General features: G+C 35.0%; 16 protein-coding genes and 1 riboswitch. Of the genes, 14 read left to right on the top strand and 2 right to left on the bottom strand.

All coding sequences use genetic code 11. The features are described from left to right. Positions 1-87: 87 nt before the first annotated feature. Positions 88-1029: a nucleoside hydrolase gene (locus tag MUA37_RS01565; RefSeq protein ID WP_021459661.1), complete on the bottom strand. Its 942-nt coding sequence runs from the start codon at positions 1027-1029 to the stop codon at positions 88-90. Between the two features lie 254 nt (positions 1030-1283). Here MUA37_RS01565 and MUA37_RS01570 point away from each other — a divergent pair, with 254 nt between their 5' ends. From MUA37_RS01570 to argB, 6 genes are all read left to right on the top strand, one after another. Then, on the top strand, positions 1284-2681 hold the full coding sequence (locus MUA37_RS01570) for an MFS transporter (RefSeq protein WP_021459660.1): 1398 nt from the start codon (positions 1284-1286) through the stop codon (positions 2679-2681). Positions 2682-3260: 579 nt separating this feature from the next. Next, entirely contained in the window at positions 3261-4904 is a 1644-nt protein-coding gene (locus MUA37_RS01575; protein WP_262624767.1) for an APC family permease, read from the top strand. A 464-nt stretch (positions 4905-5368) separates the two neighbouring features. Then, on the top strand, positions 5369-6565 hold the full coding sequence (gene rocD / locus MUA37_RS01580) for an ornithine--oxo-acid transaminase (protein WP_142019319.1): 1197 nt from the start codon (positions 5369-5371) through the stop codon (positions 6563-6565). A gap of 41 nt (positions 6566-6606) precedes the next feature. Beyond that, a complete protein-coding gene (gene argC, locus MUA37_RS01585) occupies positions 6607-7638 on the top strand; it encodes an N-acetyl-gamma-glutamyl-phosphate reductase (protein ID WP_262624768.1) in 1032 nt (343 codons plus the stop codon). 14 nt (positions 7639-7652) lie between these two features. Then, positions 7653-8891: a bifunctional glutamate N-acetyltransferase/amino-acid acetyltransferase ArgJ gene (gene argJ / locus MUA37_RS01590; protein ID WP_262615490.1), complete on the top strand. Its 1239-nt coding sequence runs from the start codon at positions 7653-7655 to the stop codon at positions 8889-8891. A 10-nt stretch (positions 8892-8901) separates the two neighbouring features. Next, a complete protein-coding gene (gene argB / locus MUA37_RS01595) occupies positions 8902-9660 on the top strand; it encodes an acetylglutamate kinase (RefSeq protein WP_031266779.1) in 759 nt (252 codons plus the stop codon). A 133-nt stretch (positions 9661-9793) separates the two neighbouring features. Here argB and MUA37_RS01600 read toward each other — a convergent pair whose 3' ends face one another. Next, positions 9794-11023 carry an ArgE/DapE family deacylase gene (locus MUA37_RS01600; protein WP_142019321.1) on the bottom strand — a complete coding sequence of 410 codons (1230 nt, stop codon included), beginning with the start codon at positions 11021-11023 and terminating at the stop codon, positions 9794-9796. Between the two features lie 375 nt (positions 11024-11398). Here MUA37_RS01600 and xylB point away from each other — a divergent pair, with 375 nt between their 5' ends. The 8 genes from xylB to argF all read left to right on the top strand — a co-directional run bounded on the left by xylB (position 11399) and on the right by argF (position 20070). Continuing rightward, complete coding sequence (xylB, locus tag MUA37_RS01605; protein WP_142019322.1) at positions 11399-12910, top strand: xylulokinase; 1512 nt, start codon at positions 11399-11401, stop codon at positions 12908-12910. Between the two features lie 103 nt (positions 12911-13013). After that, positions 13014-13123, top strand: a riboswitch (TPP riboswitch). 72 nt (positions 13124-13195) lie between these two features. Continuing rightward, positions 13196-13780: a thiamine phosphate synthase gene (locus MUA37_RS01610; protein ID WP_262615492.1), complete on the top strand. Its 585-nt coding sequence runs from the start codon at positions 13196-13198 to the stop codon at positions 13778-13780. After that, on the top strand, positions 13773-14888 hold the full coding sequence (thiO, locus tag MUA37_RS01615) for a glycine oxidase ThiO (RefSeq protein ID WP_002508863.1): 1116 nt from the start codon (positions 13773-13775) through the stop codon (positions 14886-14888). Before MUA37_RS01610 ends, thiO begins: the two co-directional genes overlap by 8 nt. Continuing rightward, a complete protein-coding gene (gene thiS / locus MUA37_RS01620) occupies positions 14872-15072 on the top strand; it encodes a sulfur carrier protein ThiS (protein ID WP_002508862.1) in 201 nt (66 codons plus the stop codon). The genes thiO and thiS overlap by 17 nt, the downstream gene beginning before the upstream one ends. A gap of 2 nt (positions 15073-15074) precedes the next feature. After that, positions 15075-15842 carry a thiazole synthase gene (locus MUA37_RS01625; RefSeq protein ID WP_002508861.1) on the top strand — a complete coding sequence of 256 codons (768 nt, stop codon included), beginning with the start codon at positions 15075-15077 and terminating at the stop codon, positions 15840-15842. Continuing rightward, the gene (locus MUA37_RS01630; RefSeq protein ID WP_232198710.1) at positions 15842-16840 is read left to right on the top strand and encodes a ThiF family adenylyltransferase; all 999 of its coding nucleotides are present in this window, start codon (positions 15842-15844) and stop codon (positions 16838-16840) included. The genes MUA37_RS01625 and MUA37_RS01630 overlap by 1 nt, the downstream gene beginning before the upstream one ends. Before the next feature lie 577 nt (positions 16841-17417). Beyond that, positions 17418-18677, top strand: coding sequence for an MFS transporter (locus tag MUA37_RS01635; RefSeq protein WP_262615495.1), 1260 nt, complete (start codon positions 17418-17420; stop codon positions 18675-18677). 391 nt (positions 18678-19068) lie between these two features. After that, positions 19069-20070, top strand: a complete 1002-nt coding sequence (gene argF, locus MUA37_RS01640) for an ornithine carbamoyltransferase (RefSeq protein WP_002508858.1) — start codon at positions 19069-19071, stop codon at positions 20068-20070. Positions 20071-20451 lie beyond the last annotated feature (381 nt).

Genomic DNA, 20451 nt, shown 5'->3' on the forward strand with positions numbered 1-20451 from the left:
GTTCGTTTATGTTTAAAGCAAGAGATTGAGACGACAAAATTTTTAATAACACTAGGTCTTTGTAGCGCTTCCTATGTGTGTTGTAAGTTAGTGTGTAACTTTTTTAGCTAAATCAGTAATATATAAGAAAAAGTCATCATGATCAACATGAGTAACAACGTCTACTTCTCGACCGTTAGTTTCATCTTGGTAAATTTTACCTTGGCTAGGACCATCAGTGATAACAGCGGCTTTCACAGTGTATTGATGTACTAATTCAGGTTTACCAATATAAGCAGTTGTTAATACATCCCATAAAAAGTAAGTAGAGTTTGTTTGGAAATGTGTTAGTGGTGGAACTGCTGCGTAACTAACTCCTAAGAAATCAACCCCGATATGATGACGTTCGTCGGCCCATTGTTGTCGAATAGCAGGTGTTAACGGTACTTGATTGGTACTTTCAAGCGCAACCATATCAATTGAAATAGTAGTATTAAATACTGCAGCTACAGCCTCAGGGTCCCAAAAAGCATTCCATTCGGCACTGCCATCATGTTCCGGCTCTTCAACATTACCTTTTGATAAGAATGTGCCTCCCATCCATACTAAACGTGCAATATTGTGTTCTATAGTTGGATTTACTGCTAAAGCTTTAGCTAAATCAGTTAATGGTCCAGTAAATAATAAGGTTACAGGCTCAGAAGATTGACTTACTTTGTCAATAATATCTTGATAGGCGTCGGTATCAAGTATTGTAGACTGTGAAGCGGTAGGTTCATTTAAAATAGGTAAAGCATCCATAAAAAAGGCATGCATACGCCAATCTTTAGGGAATGGGTTTTTGCCACGTTCTTTAGAAGCGGCAACATCTATCTGTGTAGTTGAAAAGCGATTGATAATTTTTTGGGATGCACTCGTTGCAGGTTCTACATAACTATCTGCGCCAATTGCACTTACACCAATAAGATTAATGTTTTCCATTTGTAATAATAAGAATAATGAAATTAAATCATCCACGCCACCGTCATGATTAAAATAAAGTTGTTTCATATGTTTGCACCTCCAAGTTAAATATAACTACTTTATTATACCACGCTAAAAAAAAGTGAATTAAGTTGCTTAACCCTTTAATGAACTTATTTATGATTAGTGTTTTAGCAACTTAGTATTAACTTTAAGTGCATAAATAACGAAAGATATTTTAATTTAGCAAAAGTGTGTAAAATTAAAATTTCTAATTTGGTGTTTATATTTATCTGAATAGGTTATTTGTAAAGGTAGATACAAATAAGGGGTGTTTTTGTGTGAAATTCAAAAAGGAAAACGTGAATCACGTTGATTCAAGTAAAGCCAAAAAAACAGTCGTTGCCACGGGGATTGGTAATGCAATAGAGTGGTTTGACTTTGGTTTGTATGCCCAGTTGGCAGTCATACTTAGTGCAAACTTTTTTGGTAATTTACCTCAAGAAATGCAAATCATTTCAACTTTTGCAGTATTTGCATTTGCTTTTATAGTAAGACCAATAGGTGGTATTTTCTTCAGCCACCTTGGAGATAAATATGGTAGAAAAATTGTATTATCTACTACAATTTTATTAATGGCCGCATCTACGTTGATGTTAGGTCTGTTACCAACACAAGATCAAATAGGCATTTGGGCACCTATTTTGTTACTTGTAGTTAGAATGATACAATCCTTTTCAACAGGAGGAGAGTATGCAGGCGCCATGACTTTTATTGCTGAGTCTTCACCTGATAGTACTCGCGGTAAATTAGGAAGTGGCTTAGAAATCGGTACCTTGGCAGGTAATATTTTGGCAGCAATATTAGCTGGTACAATGTATGCTTTATTATCAGACCAACAAATGGCTGATTGGGGTTGGAGAATACCGTTTATTATTGCAGCTCCACTAGGTATTGTCGGTATTATTCTGCGTAGTAGTTTGGATGAGAGTCCGGCATATGAATCTACGTTAGAAGAACAAGAAGAATTAGAATATTCTTATTTAGATATCTTCAAATATTATTGGAAAGACGTTATTGTGTGCTTTACTGGTGTAGCATTTTTAAATGTTGCTAACTACATGGTGCTGTCATATATGCCATCATTTTTAAATACCACAATTAATCTAGGTGGTACGATGGGATCTATATTAAGTACGATAACCATGGCACTCATGATACCAGCAGTCTTTTTCTTTGGTTGGTATAGTGATAAAGTGGGCAATAAACGTACAACGATGTTTGGACTTGCAGGATTTAGCTTATTTTCAATTTTGGCATTTTGGCTAATGACTATACCATCCATTCCAGTTGTAATTATAGGTCTCTTTATTATTGCACTGTTTATGTCAACGTTTGAAGGTGTTATGCCTTCAGTGTTACCAAGTATGTTCCATACTAAAGTAAGATTGCGAACATTATCATTGGTATATAATATTGGTGCTGCTATTTTTGGTGGCCTAACGCCATTCATTTTATCAACTTTAGTGGAAACAACTGGCCAACAAATTGCACCATCTTATTACTTAGTAGCTATTAATGTTATTGGTTTATTAATCTTTGGCTTTATGTTCAAGTCAACGTCAAATAAATCATTACGTGGTGCATATCCGAATGTAGAAAGTCAGTCAGAGTATGAAGAAGTTATTAAGAATCCTAAAGATGCACTATGGTGGACAGAAGAAGATAAGCCTCAGTAATGGCTTAGCATATTAAAAAGTAGATAAATATGGGGTAGCAGAGTAATCTTTTGAAAATAAGATTGCTCTGCTCTTCTTTTTTATGCTTATTCGTAGCATGTAGTATTTTACGGCAGCGTATTTTTGTTACATTAAATCGTACAAAATAAAGGCTAATTTCGTGAGAAAAAATGCATATATCACTCGCAAAGTGTAAAAAATATTATTATAGAGAAAAATGTACCAAATTTATAATTTATATGATTATGTAAACGGTTAAATGTTGTTATAAAGGGCTGTATGAGACAAAGTATTGTTCAGTGGAAAGCATAGAAATTATAAAATTTATGAATAAATAAGTTACATAAGCAAGTGCCGATTTATTGACTGTACGTATAGCATAAACGAAGTTAATTCAAAAAAACGATTATGCATCAATTAGCTGTATAAAGTATATTTATACAATTATTGTTATATATTTTTAGCAGTTTGACTGGTTTTTAAATAAGTGTATAATGATCGACTATACAATAAAATGTATATTGTGTATAACAAGAATAAAGATGAGTATAAAAGACAAAAAATGTTATAGGAGTTTGTATGGAAAAACAGAATAAGAGTAATAAGATTAATTTAGCGCAACTCGTACTACTAGGCTTAGGATCACTTATTGGTTCTGGTTGGTTATTTGGTGCGTGGGAAGCATCTTCTATTGCTGGTCCCGCAGCAATTATTTCGTGGATTATCGGTTTTGCGGTTATTGGCTCAATAGCGTATAACTATATTGAAATTGGCACGATGTTCCCTCAATCCGGTGGTATGAGTAACTATGCACAATATACACATGGTTCTTTGCTTGGTTTTATTGCAGCTTGGGCCAATTGGGTATCCCTTGTAACAATTATCCCGATTGAAGCAGTCTCTGCAGTACAGTATATGAGTTCATGGCCTTGGGATTGGGCTAAGTTTATGGGCAATTTAATGGAAGGAGGCTCAATAAGTAATATTGGCTTATTGGCTGTCTTCGTTATTATCATCATATTTTCATTATTAAATTATTGGTCTGTTAAATTATTAACCTCATTCACTAGTCTGATTTCGGTGTTTAAATTAGGTGTCCCATTATTAACAATTATCATGTTAATGATTTCTGGCTTCGATACTGGCAATTATGGGCACTCAGTTGGTACATTTATGCCTTATGGCAGTGGGCCAATATTTGCAGCTACAACAGCTTCTGGAATTATTTTCTCATTTAATGCATTTCAAACTATCATTAATATGGGTTCTGAGATAGAGAAACCAGAAAAGAATATTGCTAGAGGAATTGCCATTTCATTAACATTAAGTGCAGTGCTTTACATAGTGTTGCAAAGTACCTTTATTACATCAATGCCAAGCGATATGCTCCACGGCAATGGTTGGGCAGGTATTAATTTCAACTCACCATTTGCTGATATGGCTATTTTACTTGGATTGAATTGGCTAGCTATTTTACTTTATATTGAAGCAGTGGTTTCACCATTTGGTACTGGTGTATCATTTGTGGCCGTTACAGGTCGTGTGTTACGTGCAATGGAAAAAAATGGACATATACCGAAATTCTTAGGACAGATGAATGAAAAGTACAAAATTCCACGTGTTGCAATAATATTCAATGCTGTTATAAGTATGATTATGGTAACTTTATTCCGTGATTGGGCAGTATTAGCCAGTGTAATTTCAACTGCAACATTAGTCGCGTATTTAACTGGACCTACGACGGTTATTTCATTACGTAAAATGGCGCCGCAAATGCATAGACCATTTAGAGCAACCATGTTGAAATTTATGGCACCATTTTCATTCGTCTTAGCTTCATTAGCAATTTATTGGGCGATGTGGCCAACTACAGCTCAAGTTATTTTCATTATTATATTAGGTTTACCAATTTATTTCTTTTATGAATACAAAATGAATTGGAAAAACACGAAAAAACAAATCGGTGGTAGTTTATGGATTATTGTGTATTTAATTACTTTAGCCTTCTTATCGTTTATAGGTAGTAAGGAATTTAAAGGATTAAACTTAATACATTATCCATATGATTTTGTAGTTATTATAATCGTAGCTTTAATCTTCTATAAATTAGGTACGACGAGTTACTTTGAAAGCATCTATTTTAAACGTGCAAAAAAATTTAATAAAAATATGACTGCACAATTAAAAGCAGAACAACAACTAGACTCAACAACCTCAAAGTAAATATTAATAGAAGTATGAAATAACTCATGTATAAATCCGGCAAATAGCATATGTTCATTTGTCGGATTTATTATTATCTTGAAACTTGCATAAATTGTGTATGTAAATTTGAATGTAATTTTACGTTAACAACAGTTGTAATAGTTTGAGAGTATGTTATACTTATTTTTTCAGAATATTAACAATATTTAGAAAATTATGTGTGGCACAACCCATTGTATGGTTGGATAGTATAGGAATCTTTTAAAAAATTGCAGTTGCCATGTTTTTTTGAAATATTAAATCTATCACAAAAGTTAAAAAGAAGCTGCAATAATGACAAATGGTAAACATTTGATAATAGTGAGTAGCAGGATTAATAACAGAAAAGAAGCTGTAATTTAATTTGACTTATTAACAGTCGAGGTGTATGATAACGAATATTAATTCGTTTTTAAGAATAAATATAAAGAAAGAGGGTTTTGATGAACGATTTAAAGAACGATGTAATTACACATACAGATAAGTATAGTTCGATCAATTATAGTCCAATGAATCTAGTTCTATCCAAAGGTAAAGGTGCGAAAGTTTGGGATATTGAAAACAATGAGTACATTGATTGTATTTCAGGATTTTCAGTTGTTAACCATGGGCACTGCCATCCCAAAATCATCAAAGCATTTCAAGAACAAAGCGAACAGATAACGATGGTCTCTCGTGCTTTATATAGTGACAATTTAGGTGTTTGGGAAGAAAAAATTTGTACATTAGCTAATAAAGATAAAGTATTACCCATGAATACAGGTGCTGAAGCAGTAGAAACTGCGATAAAAATTGCACGTAAATGGGGCGAAGATGTTAAAGGTGTGCCAGAAGGACGCAGTGAGATTATTGCAATGAACGGTAATTTCCATGGCAGAACATTAGGAGCATTGTCTTTATCATCGCAAGAAAGTTATAAGCAAGGTTTTGGACCTTTATTAGATAACATGCATTACATTGATTTCGGTGATGTAGCACAGCTAAAATCAGTAATTAATGAACATACATCTGCAATTATTTTAGAGCCTATTCAAGGAGAAGGTGGTGTGAATATTCCATCTGATAACTTTATTGCTCAAGTACGTGAACTTTGTGATGAACATAATATTTTATTTATTGCAGATGAAATTCAAGTTGGTCTAGGTCGTACAGGTAAAATGTTTGCAACGGAGTGGGAAGGTGTAACAGCTGATATATACTTGCTCGGTAAGTCATTGGGTGGAGGATTATACCCCATCTCAGCAGTCTTAGCAGATGAGACAGTGATGAATGTGTTAACACCTGGAACGCATGGTTCGACTTTTGGTGGTAATCCACTGGCATGTGCAGTGTCTACTGCAGCTTTAGATGTATTAATAGAAGAAAAACTTATTGAAAATTCAGCGACGTTAGGTCAACAGTTACTGAACAACTTACAGTTGATTGATAGTGATGTTATCGCTGACGTGAGAGGCAGAGGATTGTTTATCGGTATCGAATTGACAGAAAATGCACAACCTTATTGTTTAGAGATGATTAAAAAAGGTGTGTTATGCAAAGAAACACAAGGTAATATTATTAGAATTTCTCCTCCATTAGTCATTGATGAGACAGAAATTACTAAAGTTATCGATGTCATAACTGAAGTATTACAAAAATAAACGAACTTAAAAGACGGAATATTCTGAAAGGACTGAACTAAATGATTGAAGTTGGTATAGTAGGCGGAAGTGGATACGGTGCGGTAGAACTTATAAGGTTGCTAGCACATCATCCCAGTGTAAAAATTAAATATATTTTTTCACATTCTAAGGCAGGAGAACTCGTATCTGGAACCTTTCCTCACTTAAACCATTTACCCTATCGTTTTGAGTCTTTAGAAAATGAAAATATTACATGTGATGTTGTGTTTTTTGCTACGCCATCAAACATTAGCAAACACTTAGCGCCAAAGTTTTTAGCGCAAAACATTAAAGTCATAGATTTATCAGGTGATTTTAGATTGAAAGATAGAGCTGTGTACGAACAATTTTATGGAGAAACAGCAGCACCACAATCAGCTTTGGATACAGCGCAATACAGCATTGCAGAATGGTCTTCAGTTGACGCTACAAATACACAATTGATTGCCAATCCTGGTTGCTTCCCTACGGCTACTTTATTAGCGTTACATCCATTAGTAGATAGCCAAATAATCCATAATGATTCTATTATCATAGATGCTAAGACAGGTGTTTCCGGTGCTGGAAGATCACTTGCCCAACATGTTCACTTTTCAGAAATGAATGAAAACTTCAGTGCTTATGCTATAGGAAAACATAAGCATAAGCCGGAAATTGAACAATATTTAACACAGCTTGCCGATGAAAAAATAGCGGTAACGTTTACCCTACATTTAGTGCCGATGACACGAGGAATTTTATCTACGATTTATGTTCAATTAAAAGAACATACTACTACCGAATCATTACATGCACAATTTCAACGTTATTATTCAGACGCACCATTTGTACGTATCAGAGACATTGGTGAATTTCCAAAAACAAAAGAGGTAGCAGGTAGTAATTATTGTGATATAGGTGTGTATGTCAATGAAGAAAGTAACCAAGCAATTATCGTGTCAGTCATCGATAATTTAGTAAAAGGTGCCAGTGGTCAAGCAATTCAAAATTTAAACAAACTTTTTGGCCTTGATTCAGCTACAGGATTGAATCAATTGCCAGTATATCCATAGATGGGAGAGATGGGATGGAAGACTATAATAATGTACAAGTAAAAAGTAAATTAAGTGTAGATTTTGAAGGTGATGTCAGCTCACCTCTAGGATTTATTGCTGGTGGCATGCACACAGGATTAAGAAAACATAACAATGATTTTGGATGGATTTTTTCTACTACAGAAGCGCAAGCTGCTGGTGTGTATACGTTAAATCGTTTTAAAGCTGCGCCTTTGATCGTGACACAAGAAAGCATAGCTCAAAATCAAACATTACAAGCCATCGTAGTTAATTCTGCTAATGCCAATGCCTGTACAGGTGAACAAGGGCTGAAAGATGCTAAAGATACGCAACAATGGGTGGCAGAACAATTGAAAATTTTACCGACCAATGTTGGAGTTGCTTCCACAGGCGTGATAGGTGAATTTTTACCTATGGATAAAATTTATCATGGAACACAGAATGTATTAAAAGAACAATATAATAATAGTGAGTATTTTAATGAAGCTATTTTAACTACAGATAAATGTACTAAAAATTTAGCTGTTCAAGTAGAAATTGATGGCACAACCGTTACTATTGGCGGAACAGCCAAAGGCTCAGGTATGATTCATCCTAACATGGCCACTATGTTAGGTTTTGTAACTACTGATGCTAATATTGATGGTGAAACATTAAGCCAAAGTTTAAAAATGACGATTGATGATTCTTTTAATATGATTACCGTTGATGGCGATACAAGTACAAATGATATGGTGCTGTGTATGGCTAATGGCCAAGCGAATCACGCTCCATTAACTACTGAACACCCAGATTGGCAAGAATTCCAAGAAGCAATGCATTATGTTTGCCAATATCTTGCAAAAGAAATTGCTAAAGATGGTGAAGGTGCAACGAAGTTAGTTACAGCCAAAGTAAATGGAGCCGTTGACGATATCGATGCACGTAAAATAGCGAAAAGTATCGTGTCATCTAATTTAGTAAAAACAGCAATACATGGTGAAGATGCCAACTTTGGACGTATTGTTGCAGCTATGGGTTATGCTTCTGATCAATTTGAACCAGATGACACTTATGTTTCATTGTGTGATACAGACGTTGTTCATCAAGGAATGTCAGTAGCCTTTGATGAAGTTACGATGAAAGCAAAGCTTGAGCAAGATGATATTGTCATTGAAGCTAAAGTAGGAGATGGTCATGGTAACGCTGTTGCTTACGGTTGTGATTTGACTTATGATTATGTGCGCATAAATGCGTCATATAGAACGTGAGGATGATGAAATGAGTTATATTGTAATTAAAATAGGCGGTAGTACATTAACGAATTTAGATGATTCAATTATCCAAGATATTTATAGGTTAAAACAACAAGGTTATCAGCCAATAATCGTACACGGTGGAGGACCTTTTATTAATACAGCTTTAGCTCATAATGATGTAGCACCTGAATTTAAAGATGGGTTACGCGTAACTTCTGAACAAGTATTAAGCATAACGAGTCAGACACTAATTGGGAAAGTGAATCCTGAATTAGTAAGTAAATTTAATGTACAAGGACAAGGTGCACTTGGACTTAATGGTATAGATGCCCAATTGTTTGATATTGAACCTTTACATCAACAATATGGCTTTGTTGGTGAACCGATCAATATTAATACTGCTGCATTGAATGTGCTAGCATCAGAATTTATTCCAGTTATTGCTTCAATAGGATTGAAACAAGGTACAAAACAACAGTACAACATTAATGCAGATACTTTAGCATATAAAATAGCCGAAGTTTTAGAAGCGCCAATTTATATTTTAAGCGACATTCCAGGGGTGCTTATTGACGAAAAAGTACAGGCGTCACTCAATGCTAAAGATATTCAAAAATATATTGAACAAAAAGAAATCTATGGTGGGATGATTCCAAAGGTTCAAGATGCTGTATTAGCAATTCAACACGGCTGTCAAAAAGTAGTTATTGCAGCAGGTTCGGAAACACACATTGTGGAAAAAGTGCACAAAGGTGATACCGTTGGAACAACAATACATTAACATGAAAAGAGACTGAGACGAATCAATTGTCCCAGTTTCTTTTATTTGTTAAGAAGCATTAACGTGAGAAAATCTTAACTATTGATATAGAAAACAAGCGCTCCAATTTAGTGAGCGCTTGTTTGGGGAGCATTTATTTTTGACTATAAGTTGTTAATAATTCGATGTAAAAGTCAATGAATGTTAAATACTTGTCTTTGCTTACACATTCATCTAATTGATGTGGATTTTCACCAGGGCCAAATACTAGCAATGGGAATGATTCATCTTTACTTTTTAATAAATTGGAGGCATCTGTGACAGCTACAGTTGGTTCAGCTTGTAAATCTGTATCAAACACACGATCTCCGATGTTTTTAGCAGTATCAATCAAATTATTTTTGCCTGTGGTTAATACTGGATCTAAATCAAGGTATAAATCACTGACCAAGTTAGCGCCTGATTCATTATGTTTTGCTAAAGTATTGTTGAATAATTGTTTAACTTGATTATTGTCATATTCTGGTATAGTTCGAATGTTAAACTCAGCTTCAGCAGATTCTGGGATAGAGTTTACTTGTACGCCACCTTTAATCAATGTATTACTTACAACAAGTCCACTTAATACTTCTTCTACTTGAGCTGCTTGTATGGCTTGTGGTAACTGTTGACTAAATTTAGAAATCATATTAGAAAAATCAAATGCTGTGCCTTTAACTTCTTTAGCTATTTGTGTTGATGTAGTATCGATATCTTGAATAAATTCAATTAATGGTTTAATAGCATTTTTACCTAAGATAGGTAAGGAACTATGTGCAGACACACCATGTGATGTAATACGATAATCCATAGAGCCTTTATGTGCATAAACTAACATGTTTTGACATGGTTCAGCGATGATTAAAGCTTCTACATCATCCATATAACCTTGTTCATATAAACTTTGAGAACCGAGTTGTTCCATTTCTTCACCCGAAGTCGCTAGAAATCTAATTTTCCCGTAGTTTAAAGTATTGCTATTGTTGATTTCTATTAGGGCAATGGCAAGTGCAGCTAAACCTGATTTCATATCTGCAGCACCACGACCATAAAGGAAACCATCATTTTCCGTCAATTGGAATGGTTCATAGCTCCATTGACTACGATCACCTTCGGAAACTACATCCATATGACCTGAAATACCAATAACAGGTCCTGTTTCACCGATTTCAGCAATTAAATTGGCACGACGTTCATCCACTTTTTCAATCGTTGATGTAATGCCGTGTTGTTGAAATAATTTTTGGAAGTATTCACATACTTCAATTTCATTATCATTAACTGTATTCATAGCTACAATATCAGATAATATTTGTACTTTTTCATCAGTTGAAAATGTACTCATGATATATCACTCCTTTGACAAACTATATAAATTATACAGCTATAACAATTGTTTGATAAGCAAAAAGACTTAATGAAAGATTTATTAATATAATTATACAAAATGAAAACGGATTAAAAGTTTTTACAACAGTTTATTATGAACCTCGATAAATGATGATTTGAAAATTTTAGTTGTAAGGGTGAAGTCCTTGTTAGCACTGATAGTCTAAATTGAATTAGACTCCGGGAGGTCTTAAATTCATTTTTAGCGCAACTATAATAGTAAAAAAGAAGTAACAAGTAGTGAAATTTAAGCAGTTGCCAAATAGTGGAGATTACTGTATTAATTTAGGTGACGACAATGTCAATTTACAAAAGAAAGGTTAGAGGTTACATGGAAAAAGTAGTACTCGGTGTAGATATCGGTACGAGTGCAGTTAAAACAATTGTGGTTAACCAACAAGGACAAGTGTTAGCCAGTGCCAATAAGCCAATTACAACGCTACACCCACAAGCAGGATTTAGTGAACAACACCCAGATGAATGGGTGCAAGCCACTAAAGATACATTGCAGACCATTAGTGAGATGGAAAGTATGAGAGTAGTACAAGTAGAAGGAATGTCGTTTTCAGGACAAATGCATGGTTTAGTCCTTGTCGATCAATATGGTGAAGCAATTAGACCAGCCATTTTATGGAATGATACACGAACGACTGAGCAGTGTGAAATTATCAAAAAACGCTTAGGACAATATGTGCTAGGTAATCCTGTGCTAGAAGGCTTTACTTTAACTAAAATGATGTGGGTAAAACAATATGAACCTAGCAATTGGGAACGAACTTATAAGTTTTTATTACCTAAAGACTATGTTCGTTTTAAATTAACTGGAGTATTGTCTATGGAAGTGTCTGATGCTTCAAGCACTTTATTATTAGACCCGAAAACGCAACAATGGTCATATGATACTGGAGCCTTGTTTGGCATAGATGCTCAGATCTTTCCGGATCTAACTTCAGCAGAATCATATGTAGGTAATGTAAAGCCGGATGTAGCAAAGTCTCTCGGTTTGAATACTAATATTCAAGTATTTGCAGGGGGTGGTGATAACGCCTGTGCTGCATTAGGTTCAGGTGTAGTTAAGCCTCATGATACGTTATGTAGTATTGGAACCTCTGGTGTGATTTTGACTTGTGAAGCGAATGCTGCAAGCTATGGTCAAAATATGCACTTATTTCAACATGCTTTACCGCATGTATCCTACATTATGGGGGTAACTTTAGCTGCAGGAGATAGTTTGGCATGGTTCCAAAAAACACTAGCACCAGAGCTTAGCTTTGATGATATTTTGTTACTAGCTCAACAATCATCTATAGGTGCTAACGGTTTATTATTTACACCATATCTTTCAGGCGAACGTACACCTCATGGTGATGCGTATATTAGGGGGAGTTGGATTGGACTTAGTAGTTTGCATACACGTAGTGACATGGCACGTGCAGTGATTGAGGGGATTAGCTATTCCTTGTATGAGTCAATATTATATTTACGAGAAAATGGCAAGTCTTTAACACATATTACTGCTACTGGAGGTGGAGCTAAAAGTGATTTTTGGTTGCAGTTACAAGCAGATATTTTTAATGCGTCTATGCGCAAATTAAGTCATGAAGAAGGTCCGAGTATGGGAGCAGCTATTATTGCAGCAACAGGTGTTAACTGGTTTGATAGTATGGAAGCATGTAGTCGTGTTTTTGTAACTTATGACAAAGAATTTCATCCTGATAGTGTCAATCATCAGCAGTATAAGCGATATTTTGATATTTATCGTCAAGTTTATACACAAAGCCAATCACTAACGGAACAATTACTAATGATAAGTGAAGCACGAGACAATGAAATAACGCATTAGGAGCAATAAGCAACGATAAATGGATTTGCATTTTATTAATGATTAGGTTAAATTAACAATAACAATGCATTGTTGAAACAGTAATATTAAAATTATATAGATTAGAGACCACTGGAAGTGCCTTTGAAAAGGCTGAGACTAAAGTAGTGAACTTTGGGATTCCTGGAACCTGATCCAGTTGATACTGGCGTAGGAAAGTGGCGTTGATAACATGACTAACTTTTGTGATATAGACGTTATTTTTCTACCCAGAAAAATAACGTTTTTTTTATTGAGGTGTCTTTTTTGTTAGTTGCTATTACACAGTATAAACATTTAACACATGCTGATATCGTACATTATCAACGAGTGATGCCATATATAGACTATTTGATAGTGCGTACGCCTATGACATCTACTGAGTTAATTGGATGGATACAATTAGCTATAACGTATGGAATTTCCCGTTCTAAAATAGCTATACATAGCGATATTTATGTATTAGAACAATGTGGATTAAGCGCGATTCATTTCTCAGAACGAGCAAGAGAAATACAGACGATTAAGAAAAAGTTTCCTAATGTAGTGGTAAGTGTGTCGACACACAATGTCGATAGTGCACAATTTGCCTTGCAACATCATGTTGATTATATATTGTTTGGCCATATATTTCCTACAAGCTCTAAACCAGGTCAAATCCCTAGAAAGAACAAAGAGATTCAAGCAGTTTTAGCATTACCGATACCAGTAGTAGCGCTCGGAGGTATTAATGAAAATACGGCTCAACAATTATCAACTGAGTTCTATGGTATAAGTGGTATTAACTTATTTCTCGAAGCTTCACAGTTAACATTAAAAACTTTGAGTGAGGTGTGGCGTAATCATGTATGATGTACTAATTATTGGCTCAGGTGTAATGGGGATGTCCATTGCACGTGCTTTGAATAGCGAAGCTTATCGTATAGCAGTTATAGATCGTGATATACCGGGAAAACATGCCTCTTATAAAGCAGGTGGTATGCTCGGTGCACAAAATGAATTTAATAGTGATAGTGCTTTATATCGTTTAGCGTTAAAGTCTCAGCAATATTTTGAACCATTAGCACATAGTATAGCTGAAGAGGTTGGTATCGATATTGAATATAGACAAAGTGGATTGTTGAAAATAGCGGCTGAAGCACAACATAGTCATCAAGTGCTAGAGCAATATGAATTTTTACAGCAACATAATCCGCAAGTGCGATTACTGACAAATAAAGACATACAACAATATAGAAACTATGATATTTCTTTTCCAACAAATACAGCATTTCATATTCCAGATGATCATCAAATCAATGCTAATCGTTATACAAAAGCATTATTAGCTTCATTACACAAACGTCATATAGAACGTATATTTTCTACAGAAGTCACCGACATCCAAGCAGGCCATGAAGGTTATAGTGTTTGTACTAATAAAGGTAAATTTGCAGCTCAAAAAGTAATCGTAGCTGGTGGAGCATGGAGTCATTATTTGTTGAATGGTCAGCTGAAAGCCCATGAACCTACTGGTGTCAAAGGTGAAGTGATGTTATTCGAATCACGGGATATACAATTAGCTACTACATTATTTTTTACTGATGGCTGTTATATAGTACCTAAAATGAAACAGCGTTATTTAATTGGTGCGACTAGTTATTTTAATGATTATTCCGTAAATGTTACTGCCGGAGGAATGCAGTGCTTGTTACACCAAGCACTAACATACGTGCCAGCATTGGGGAATGCTACTATTATAAAGCATTGGTCTGGTGTCAGACCGTATACCAATCAAGAAAAGCCGGTCATGGATGAGATACAACAGGGCTTATTTGTCATTACTGGACATTATCGCAATGGTATTTTGTTGTCTCCGGTAGTAGGTGAACTCATTGCGTTGTGGTTGAAAAGTGGTGTGAAACCTGAAATTTTAAATGATTTTAAATTAGGAGGTTGTACGAGTGGAAGTTATTATTAATGGCGATACATTTCATTTTGAACAAGAATTATCCATTGTTGCAATACTCAAGGAATTAGAAATAGATGAGAATAGAGTTGTCGTTGAACACAATCAACAATTAATACAACAAGCACAGTTTCACAATCAGATGGTGAAATCATCAGACCGATTAGAACTATTAGAATTCGTAGGAGGCGGTTAAATATGTTAGAAATAGGTCCATTTAAATTGAAGTCACGCTTATTATTAGGTACTGGGAAATTTGATAATGAACAAATACAGTCAGCAGCGATTACAGCTTCTGAAACTGAAGTATTAACGTTTGCAGTAAGAAGAATGAATTTATATGATAAGGAATTACCTAATCCATTAGCTAACGTAAATTTATCAAAATATATTACATTTCCTAACACTGCTGGTGCACATACTGCAGCCGAAGCAGTACGTATTGCTGAAATTGCCCAGCATGCAGGTGTTTGTGACATGATTAAAGTAGAAGTGATAGGGGATGATGACACATTATTACCGGATCCACTTGAAACATATGAAGCTTGTAAAATTTTATTGGATAAAGGTTATATTGTATGTCCTTATATCTCTAATGATGTAGTGTTAGCCAAACGATTAGTTGAGTTAGGGGTTCATGCAGTTATGCCTCTGGCTTCACCTATTGGTACGGGGAGAGGTATTAATAATCCTTTAAATTTACGTTATATTATTGAAAAAGTAACAGTGCCGGTAATTGTTGATGCTGGTATTGGTTCGGCAAAAGATGCATGCCATGCTATGGAACTTGGTGCAGATGCTATTTTGCTTAATACAGCTATTTCAAGTGCTACAGATCCGGTGAAAATGGCTGAAGCGATGCGTTATGGGATAGCAGCTGGTCGTTTAAGTTATGAAGCGGGACGTATTCCAATACGTTATACAGCGCAAGCTTCTAGTCCTACAGAAGGTATTGGCTTTTTATGATTGAACGTTATGAAAGACAACTGCGTTTTCCACAATTTGGTGAAACAGGGCAACGACAATTAATGGCGCTGCATGTGATGATAGTTGGTGTGGGTGCCTTAGGTAGTCATGTTGCGGAAATGTTGGCACGTATGGGTATTGGCAAGTTAACTATTATTGATATGGATATTGTAGAGTTGTCTAATTTACACCGTCAAACTTTGTATAATGAACAAGATGCTGAACAAGTGTTGCCAAAGGTTGTGGCACTTGAACGCCACTTACAGCGTATCAATAGCTCAGTTACTGTTGAGTCCTATGACTGTGAACTGACTACTACGAATATAGAAGGGATATTACAAGATACTAATCCACATGTTGTAATTGATGGTATGGACCACTTTCGTATTAGGTATCTGATTAATGAGGCATGTCATAAGCATCAAATACCATGGATTTATGGTGCTGCCGTAGGAAGTAAAGGGACGGTTTATGGTATTGATTTTCAAGGACCGTGCTTAAAATGTTTATTAAATACTATCCCTGACACAGCAGAAAGTTGTGCCGTTAATGGTGTTTTACCAACTGTAGTGACACAGGTGGCGAGTTTGGAAGTGAGTGAATTAGTGCGCTATGCTGCTGGTGTTGGGTTTTCTGGTAAATTACTGACGGTAGATACATTTAAACTTAATCATCAAGGTATTAATGTTACAACATTGAGAGACCACAATTGTCCTGTTTGTAAAAACCAACAATATGAACTATTGAATAAACCAATGCAACAGCGTATTGAAGCGTTGTGTGGTAATACTTACTTGTTTAGGTTTGAAGCATCTGCTTTTAAAAATGCTCAGTATTTACCAGGTCAGTTTATTAAAGCAAATCCATTTGCCAAAATTTTCTCTTATGACCACGTGCAATGTACTTTATTTCAAGATGGTAGAATGAATGTCTATGGGTTGTCTGATGATAATGAGGCCCAACAATTGTACAGTCAATTTGAAAAATCAATAAAGTAATTAATTTGATGGAAGTACTATCTGTATAAATATAGTGTTCTCAGACTGCCGACAAAGTTTTTAACTTTGTTGGCAGTATTTTTGTGCGTACTTTCTTCCAGAGTCGGGCACAAAGACCGACTATATAAATTAACAACAATGGTTTTTATGTTGTGATGATACTGGGAGGATATTGATTGTCTTAGTCTCTTTTTCATATGGGCAGTAGCTGACTGCATTGAAAATGCGCTTCAAACCGAGCTTTTTTTTAACGCTAGTCATCCTTGCCGGGGTGGGACGACAAAATCATTTTTTCAAAATCAAATTTCTGTCCCACTCTCTTTATAATGTCTAAATGGTATAGTTTTATGCTAAGTGAATAGTAAAACAAAGAGAAAGTGAAAATAAACGAAAATAAATGAAAATAAATTTGCATTATAAGAAAAAATGCAATAGAATTACACTAACAAATGAAAACGTTTTCTTTTAGGTTGCTTAATTTATAGTGAGAGTAACGAATGACGTTACTGGTGTGGAATTGCATAGTGCGTTCCAACACTACGTAAATGAATAATATACAATAAAGGGATGTGTTAGTATGAATAACAAATTGGCGAAGGTGGGAATGCCACCGACACTATTATGGGGGTATATCGGTGTATTAATTTTTATGATGGGTGATGGATTAGAGCTTGCATGGATTAGTCCATATTTAGTAGATCAAGGATTATCAGTTCATCAAACCGCGATATTAACGACATCATATGGTGTTACAATTGCTATTGGTTCTTGGCTATCTGGAGTGTTAGTAGAAAGTTTTGGTCCACGGAAAGTAATGCTGTTAGGAACAGGACTTTATATTATTGGTCATGCGATATTTGTAGGGTTTGCAATACCTGCATTAAATTATGAACTTATGATACCATCTTATGCAATTAGAGGGTTTGGTTATCCATTATTTGCATATTCATTTTTAGTTTGGGTAGCATATCGTTCACCACAAAAACGCTTAGGTGCTGCTGTAGGTTGGTTTTGGTTTGTATTTACAGGTGGGTTAAGTGTACTAGGTGCATACTATTCATCATTTGCAATTAACGTATTTGGTCACTTTGCTACATTATGGACAGCGATTATTTGGGTTTTAATTGGTACATTCTTAGCTGTTTTCGTGAATAAAGATGAATTTAATTTAGAAGAAAGAGAAGGCGGAGCAAAAGCACATATATCAGAAATGCTTGCAGGAATTACTATTCTAATAAGAGAACCGCGAGTTGCAGTAGCATGTATCGTGCGTATTATTAATCAAGCTGCACAGTATGCATTTCCACTATTTTTACCTATATATTTATCGACTAAAGGTATTGAAACGACGACATGGTTAAATATTTGGGGAACTATATTTGTCGCAAATATTATTTTTAATCTTATTTTTGGGGCATTAAGTGATAATATTGGTTGGAAAAATACCATTTCCTATATCGGAGGAATTGGTTGTGCCATTTTCACATTAGGTTTATATTTTATACCAGAAATGTTCACAGGTAATGTCTTTATAGTTGGACTAGTTGGATTTTTATGGGGAATGTGTTTAGCCGGCTTTGTACCTATTTCAGCACTTGTACCATCTTTAGTTGGAGATGGTGATAAAGGACCTGCGATGGCTATTTTAAACTTAGGCGCAGGACTATGTGTATTTGTTGGACCTGGTTTAGTAGCATTATTTTACGATGCTATAGGTGTACAAGGTATGATGTATTTATTATTTGGATTATATGCTGCAAGTGCTATTATGACTCGCTTCCTCAAAACACCAGAAGAAAGATCCGGAGGCAAACAACTAAAAGAAGAAATATCTTAATGACAAGTTTGAGACATAGTAAATAAAACAATAACAGTGACGTGATTCCACAATAACTATTTAGGAATCACGTCACTTTTTTTTGTGTACTATTTTTTAGCAAGATAATTGAAATGTAATGAATTAGAAAAAGTCTGATTAAAGATGTATATAAAAACGTGTAAATTAACTCTATTATAGTTGGTGTCGTTATTTATAAAAGCTTTTATTACAGTATTTTGATGTTATTTGCAATATTTTAAACTAGTAATGGATTAATTGTTATATTAAATATATGCAAATTTTAGTATATTTATACTTGATTTTTCACGCTATCCCGTTTAGTATTAAATATAATCTTAGGATATTGGAGAGTGATCTAGTTGGGGCGTACACAACAGAATTAAACAAATTGCAAAGTTTTAAAGGACAAAGTTTTTTAAAAACGTCAGATTTTACTGCGGATGAATTGTTAACTTTGATTGACTTTACAGGTGAATTGAAAGAAAAGAAAAACAGAGGTATCCCACACCCTTATTTAAAAGGAAAAAATTTGGCGTTATTATTTGAAAAACCTTCGACGCGAACACGTGCTGCTTTTAGTGTTGCTGCATGTGATTTAGGAGCAACTGCTGAATATTTTGGTCAAGGTGATATTCATTTAGGTGTTAAAGAATCTACTGAAGACACTGCTAAAGTATTAGGTAGAATGTATGATGGCATTGAATTTAGAGGTTATTATCAACAAGATGTTGAAACATTGGCTAACCATGCAGGAGTACCAGTGTGGAACGGTCTTACAAACGAATGGCATCCAACGCAAATGATAGCGGATTTCTTCACATTAAAAGAAACGTGGGGCACATTCGAAGACAAAACTTTAACTTACATTGGCGATGCACAGAATAATGTAGCTCAAGATTTATTAGTGACAGGTGCAATTTTAGGAATAAATGTTCACATTGCAGCACCTAAAACGTTGCAACCAGATATTAAAATACAAGAATTAGCGCAGTACCATGCTAATAAGTCAGGTAGCAAAATATTAATTACTGAGGATGTGCAACAAGCTGTTTTTCAAACGGATGCGATTTATACAGATGTGTGGTTTTCTATGGGCGATGACCAATCTGTATATCAGTCACGTATAGAACAATTATTGCCATATCAAGTAAACGAAAAAATGCTAACAACTACAATGAATCCAGATGTTATCGTATTGCATTGTTTACCTGCCTTTCACGATCTAAATACAGAAGTAGGTCAAAAAATATATGAGCAATTTGGCATTTCCGAAATGGAAATTACTGACCAAGTATTTAGAGGCGATCATTCAGTTGTTTTTGACCAAGCCGAAAACAGGTTGCATTCTATTAAGTCAATTTTGTCTGTGACTTTAGGTGACATTTTTTAAGTAGTAACTCAATCTAATATTCAGTTAAATGTATAAAATATAGCGAAAGAGGCTGGGACAACATTGATTCGTCCTAGTCTCTTTTCATATTGGCAGTAGCTGACTGCATTGAAAATTCGCTTCAAACCGAGCTTTTTTCAACGCTAGTCATCCTTGCCGGGGTGGGACGACGAAATCATTTTTTCAAAATCAGATTTCTGTCCCACTCCCTTATATAATCAACAACGTTTACCAGTGGATACTTTATTAACAGATGTCATAACATTGGATGATATTAATGAAGGTTTTGATCGTTTAGACCGTGGGGAAGCTGCACGTCTCGTAGTGAAAATGCATACTTAAATCATAATTAAAGCTATAGCAGAATGAGTTAATTGAGTT

It is taken from the genome of Staphylococcus arlettae (assembly GCF_025560845.1).
Lineage (GTDB): Bacteria > Bacillota > Bacilli > Staphylococcales > Staphylococcaceae > Staphylococcus > Staphylococcus arlettae.

Bases quoted from the DNA above. Each gene is read 5' to 3' on its own strand.
- MUA37_RS01565 (WP_021459661.1), bottom strand. From the start codon at position 1,029: ATGAAACAACTTTATTTTAATCATGACGGTGGCGTGGATGATTTAATT.
- MUA37_RS01575 (WP_262624767.1), top strand. From the start codon at position 3,261: ATGGAAAAACAGAATAAGAGTAATAAGATTAATTTAGCGCAACTCGTA.
- rocD (WP_142019319.1), top strand. From the start codon at position 5,369: ATGAACGATTTAAAGAACGATGTAATTACACATACAGATAAGTATAGT.
- argC (WP_262624768.1), top strand. From the start codon at position 6,607: ATGATTGAAGTTGGTATAGTAGGCGGAAGTGGATACGGTGCGGTAGAA.
- argJ (WP_262615490.1), top strand. From the start codon at position 7,653: ATGGAAGACTATAATAATGTACAAGTAAAAAGTAAATTAAGTGTAGAT.
- argB (WP_031266779.1), top strand. From the start codon at position 8,902: ATGAGTTATATTGTAATTAAAATAGGCGGTAGTACATTAACGAATTTA.
- MUA37_RS01600 (WP_142019321.1), bottom strand. From the start codon at position 11,023: ATGAGTACATTTTCAACTGATGAAAAAGTACAAATATTATCTGATATT.
- xylB (WP_142019322.1), top strand. From the start codon at position 11,399: ATGGAAAAAGTAGTACTCGGTGTAGATATCGGTACGAGTGCAGTTAAA.
- thiO (WP_002508863.1), top strand. From the start codon at position 13,773: ATGTATGATGTACTAATTATTGGCTCAGGTGTAATGGGGATGTCCATT.
- MUA37_RS01625 (WP_002508861.1), top strand. From the start codon at position 15,075: ATGTTAGAAATAGGTCCATTTAAATTGAAGTCACGCTTATTATTAGGT.
- MUA37_RS01635 (WP_262615495.1), top strand. From the start codon at position 17,418: ATGAATAACAAATTGGCGAAGGTGGGAATGCCACCGACACTATTATGG.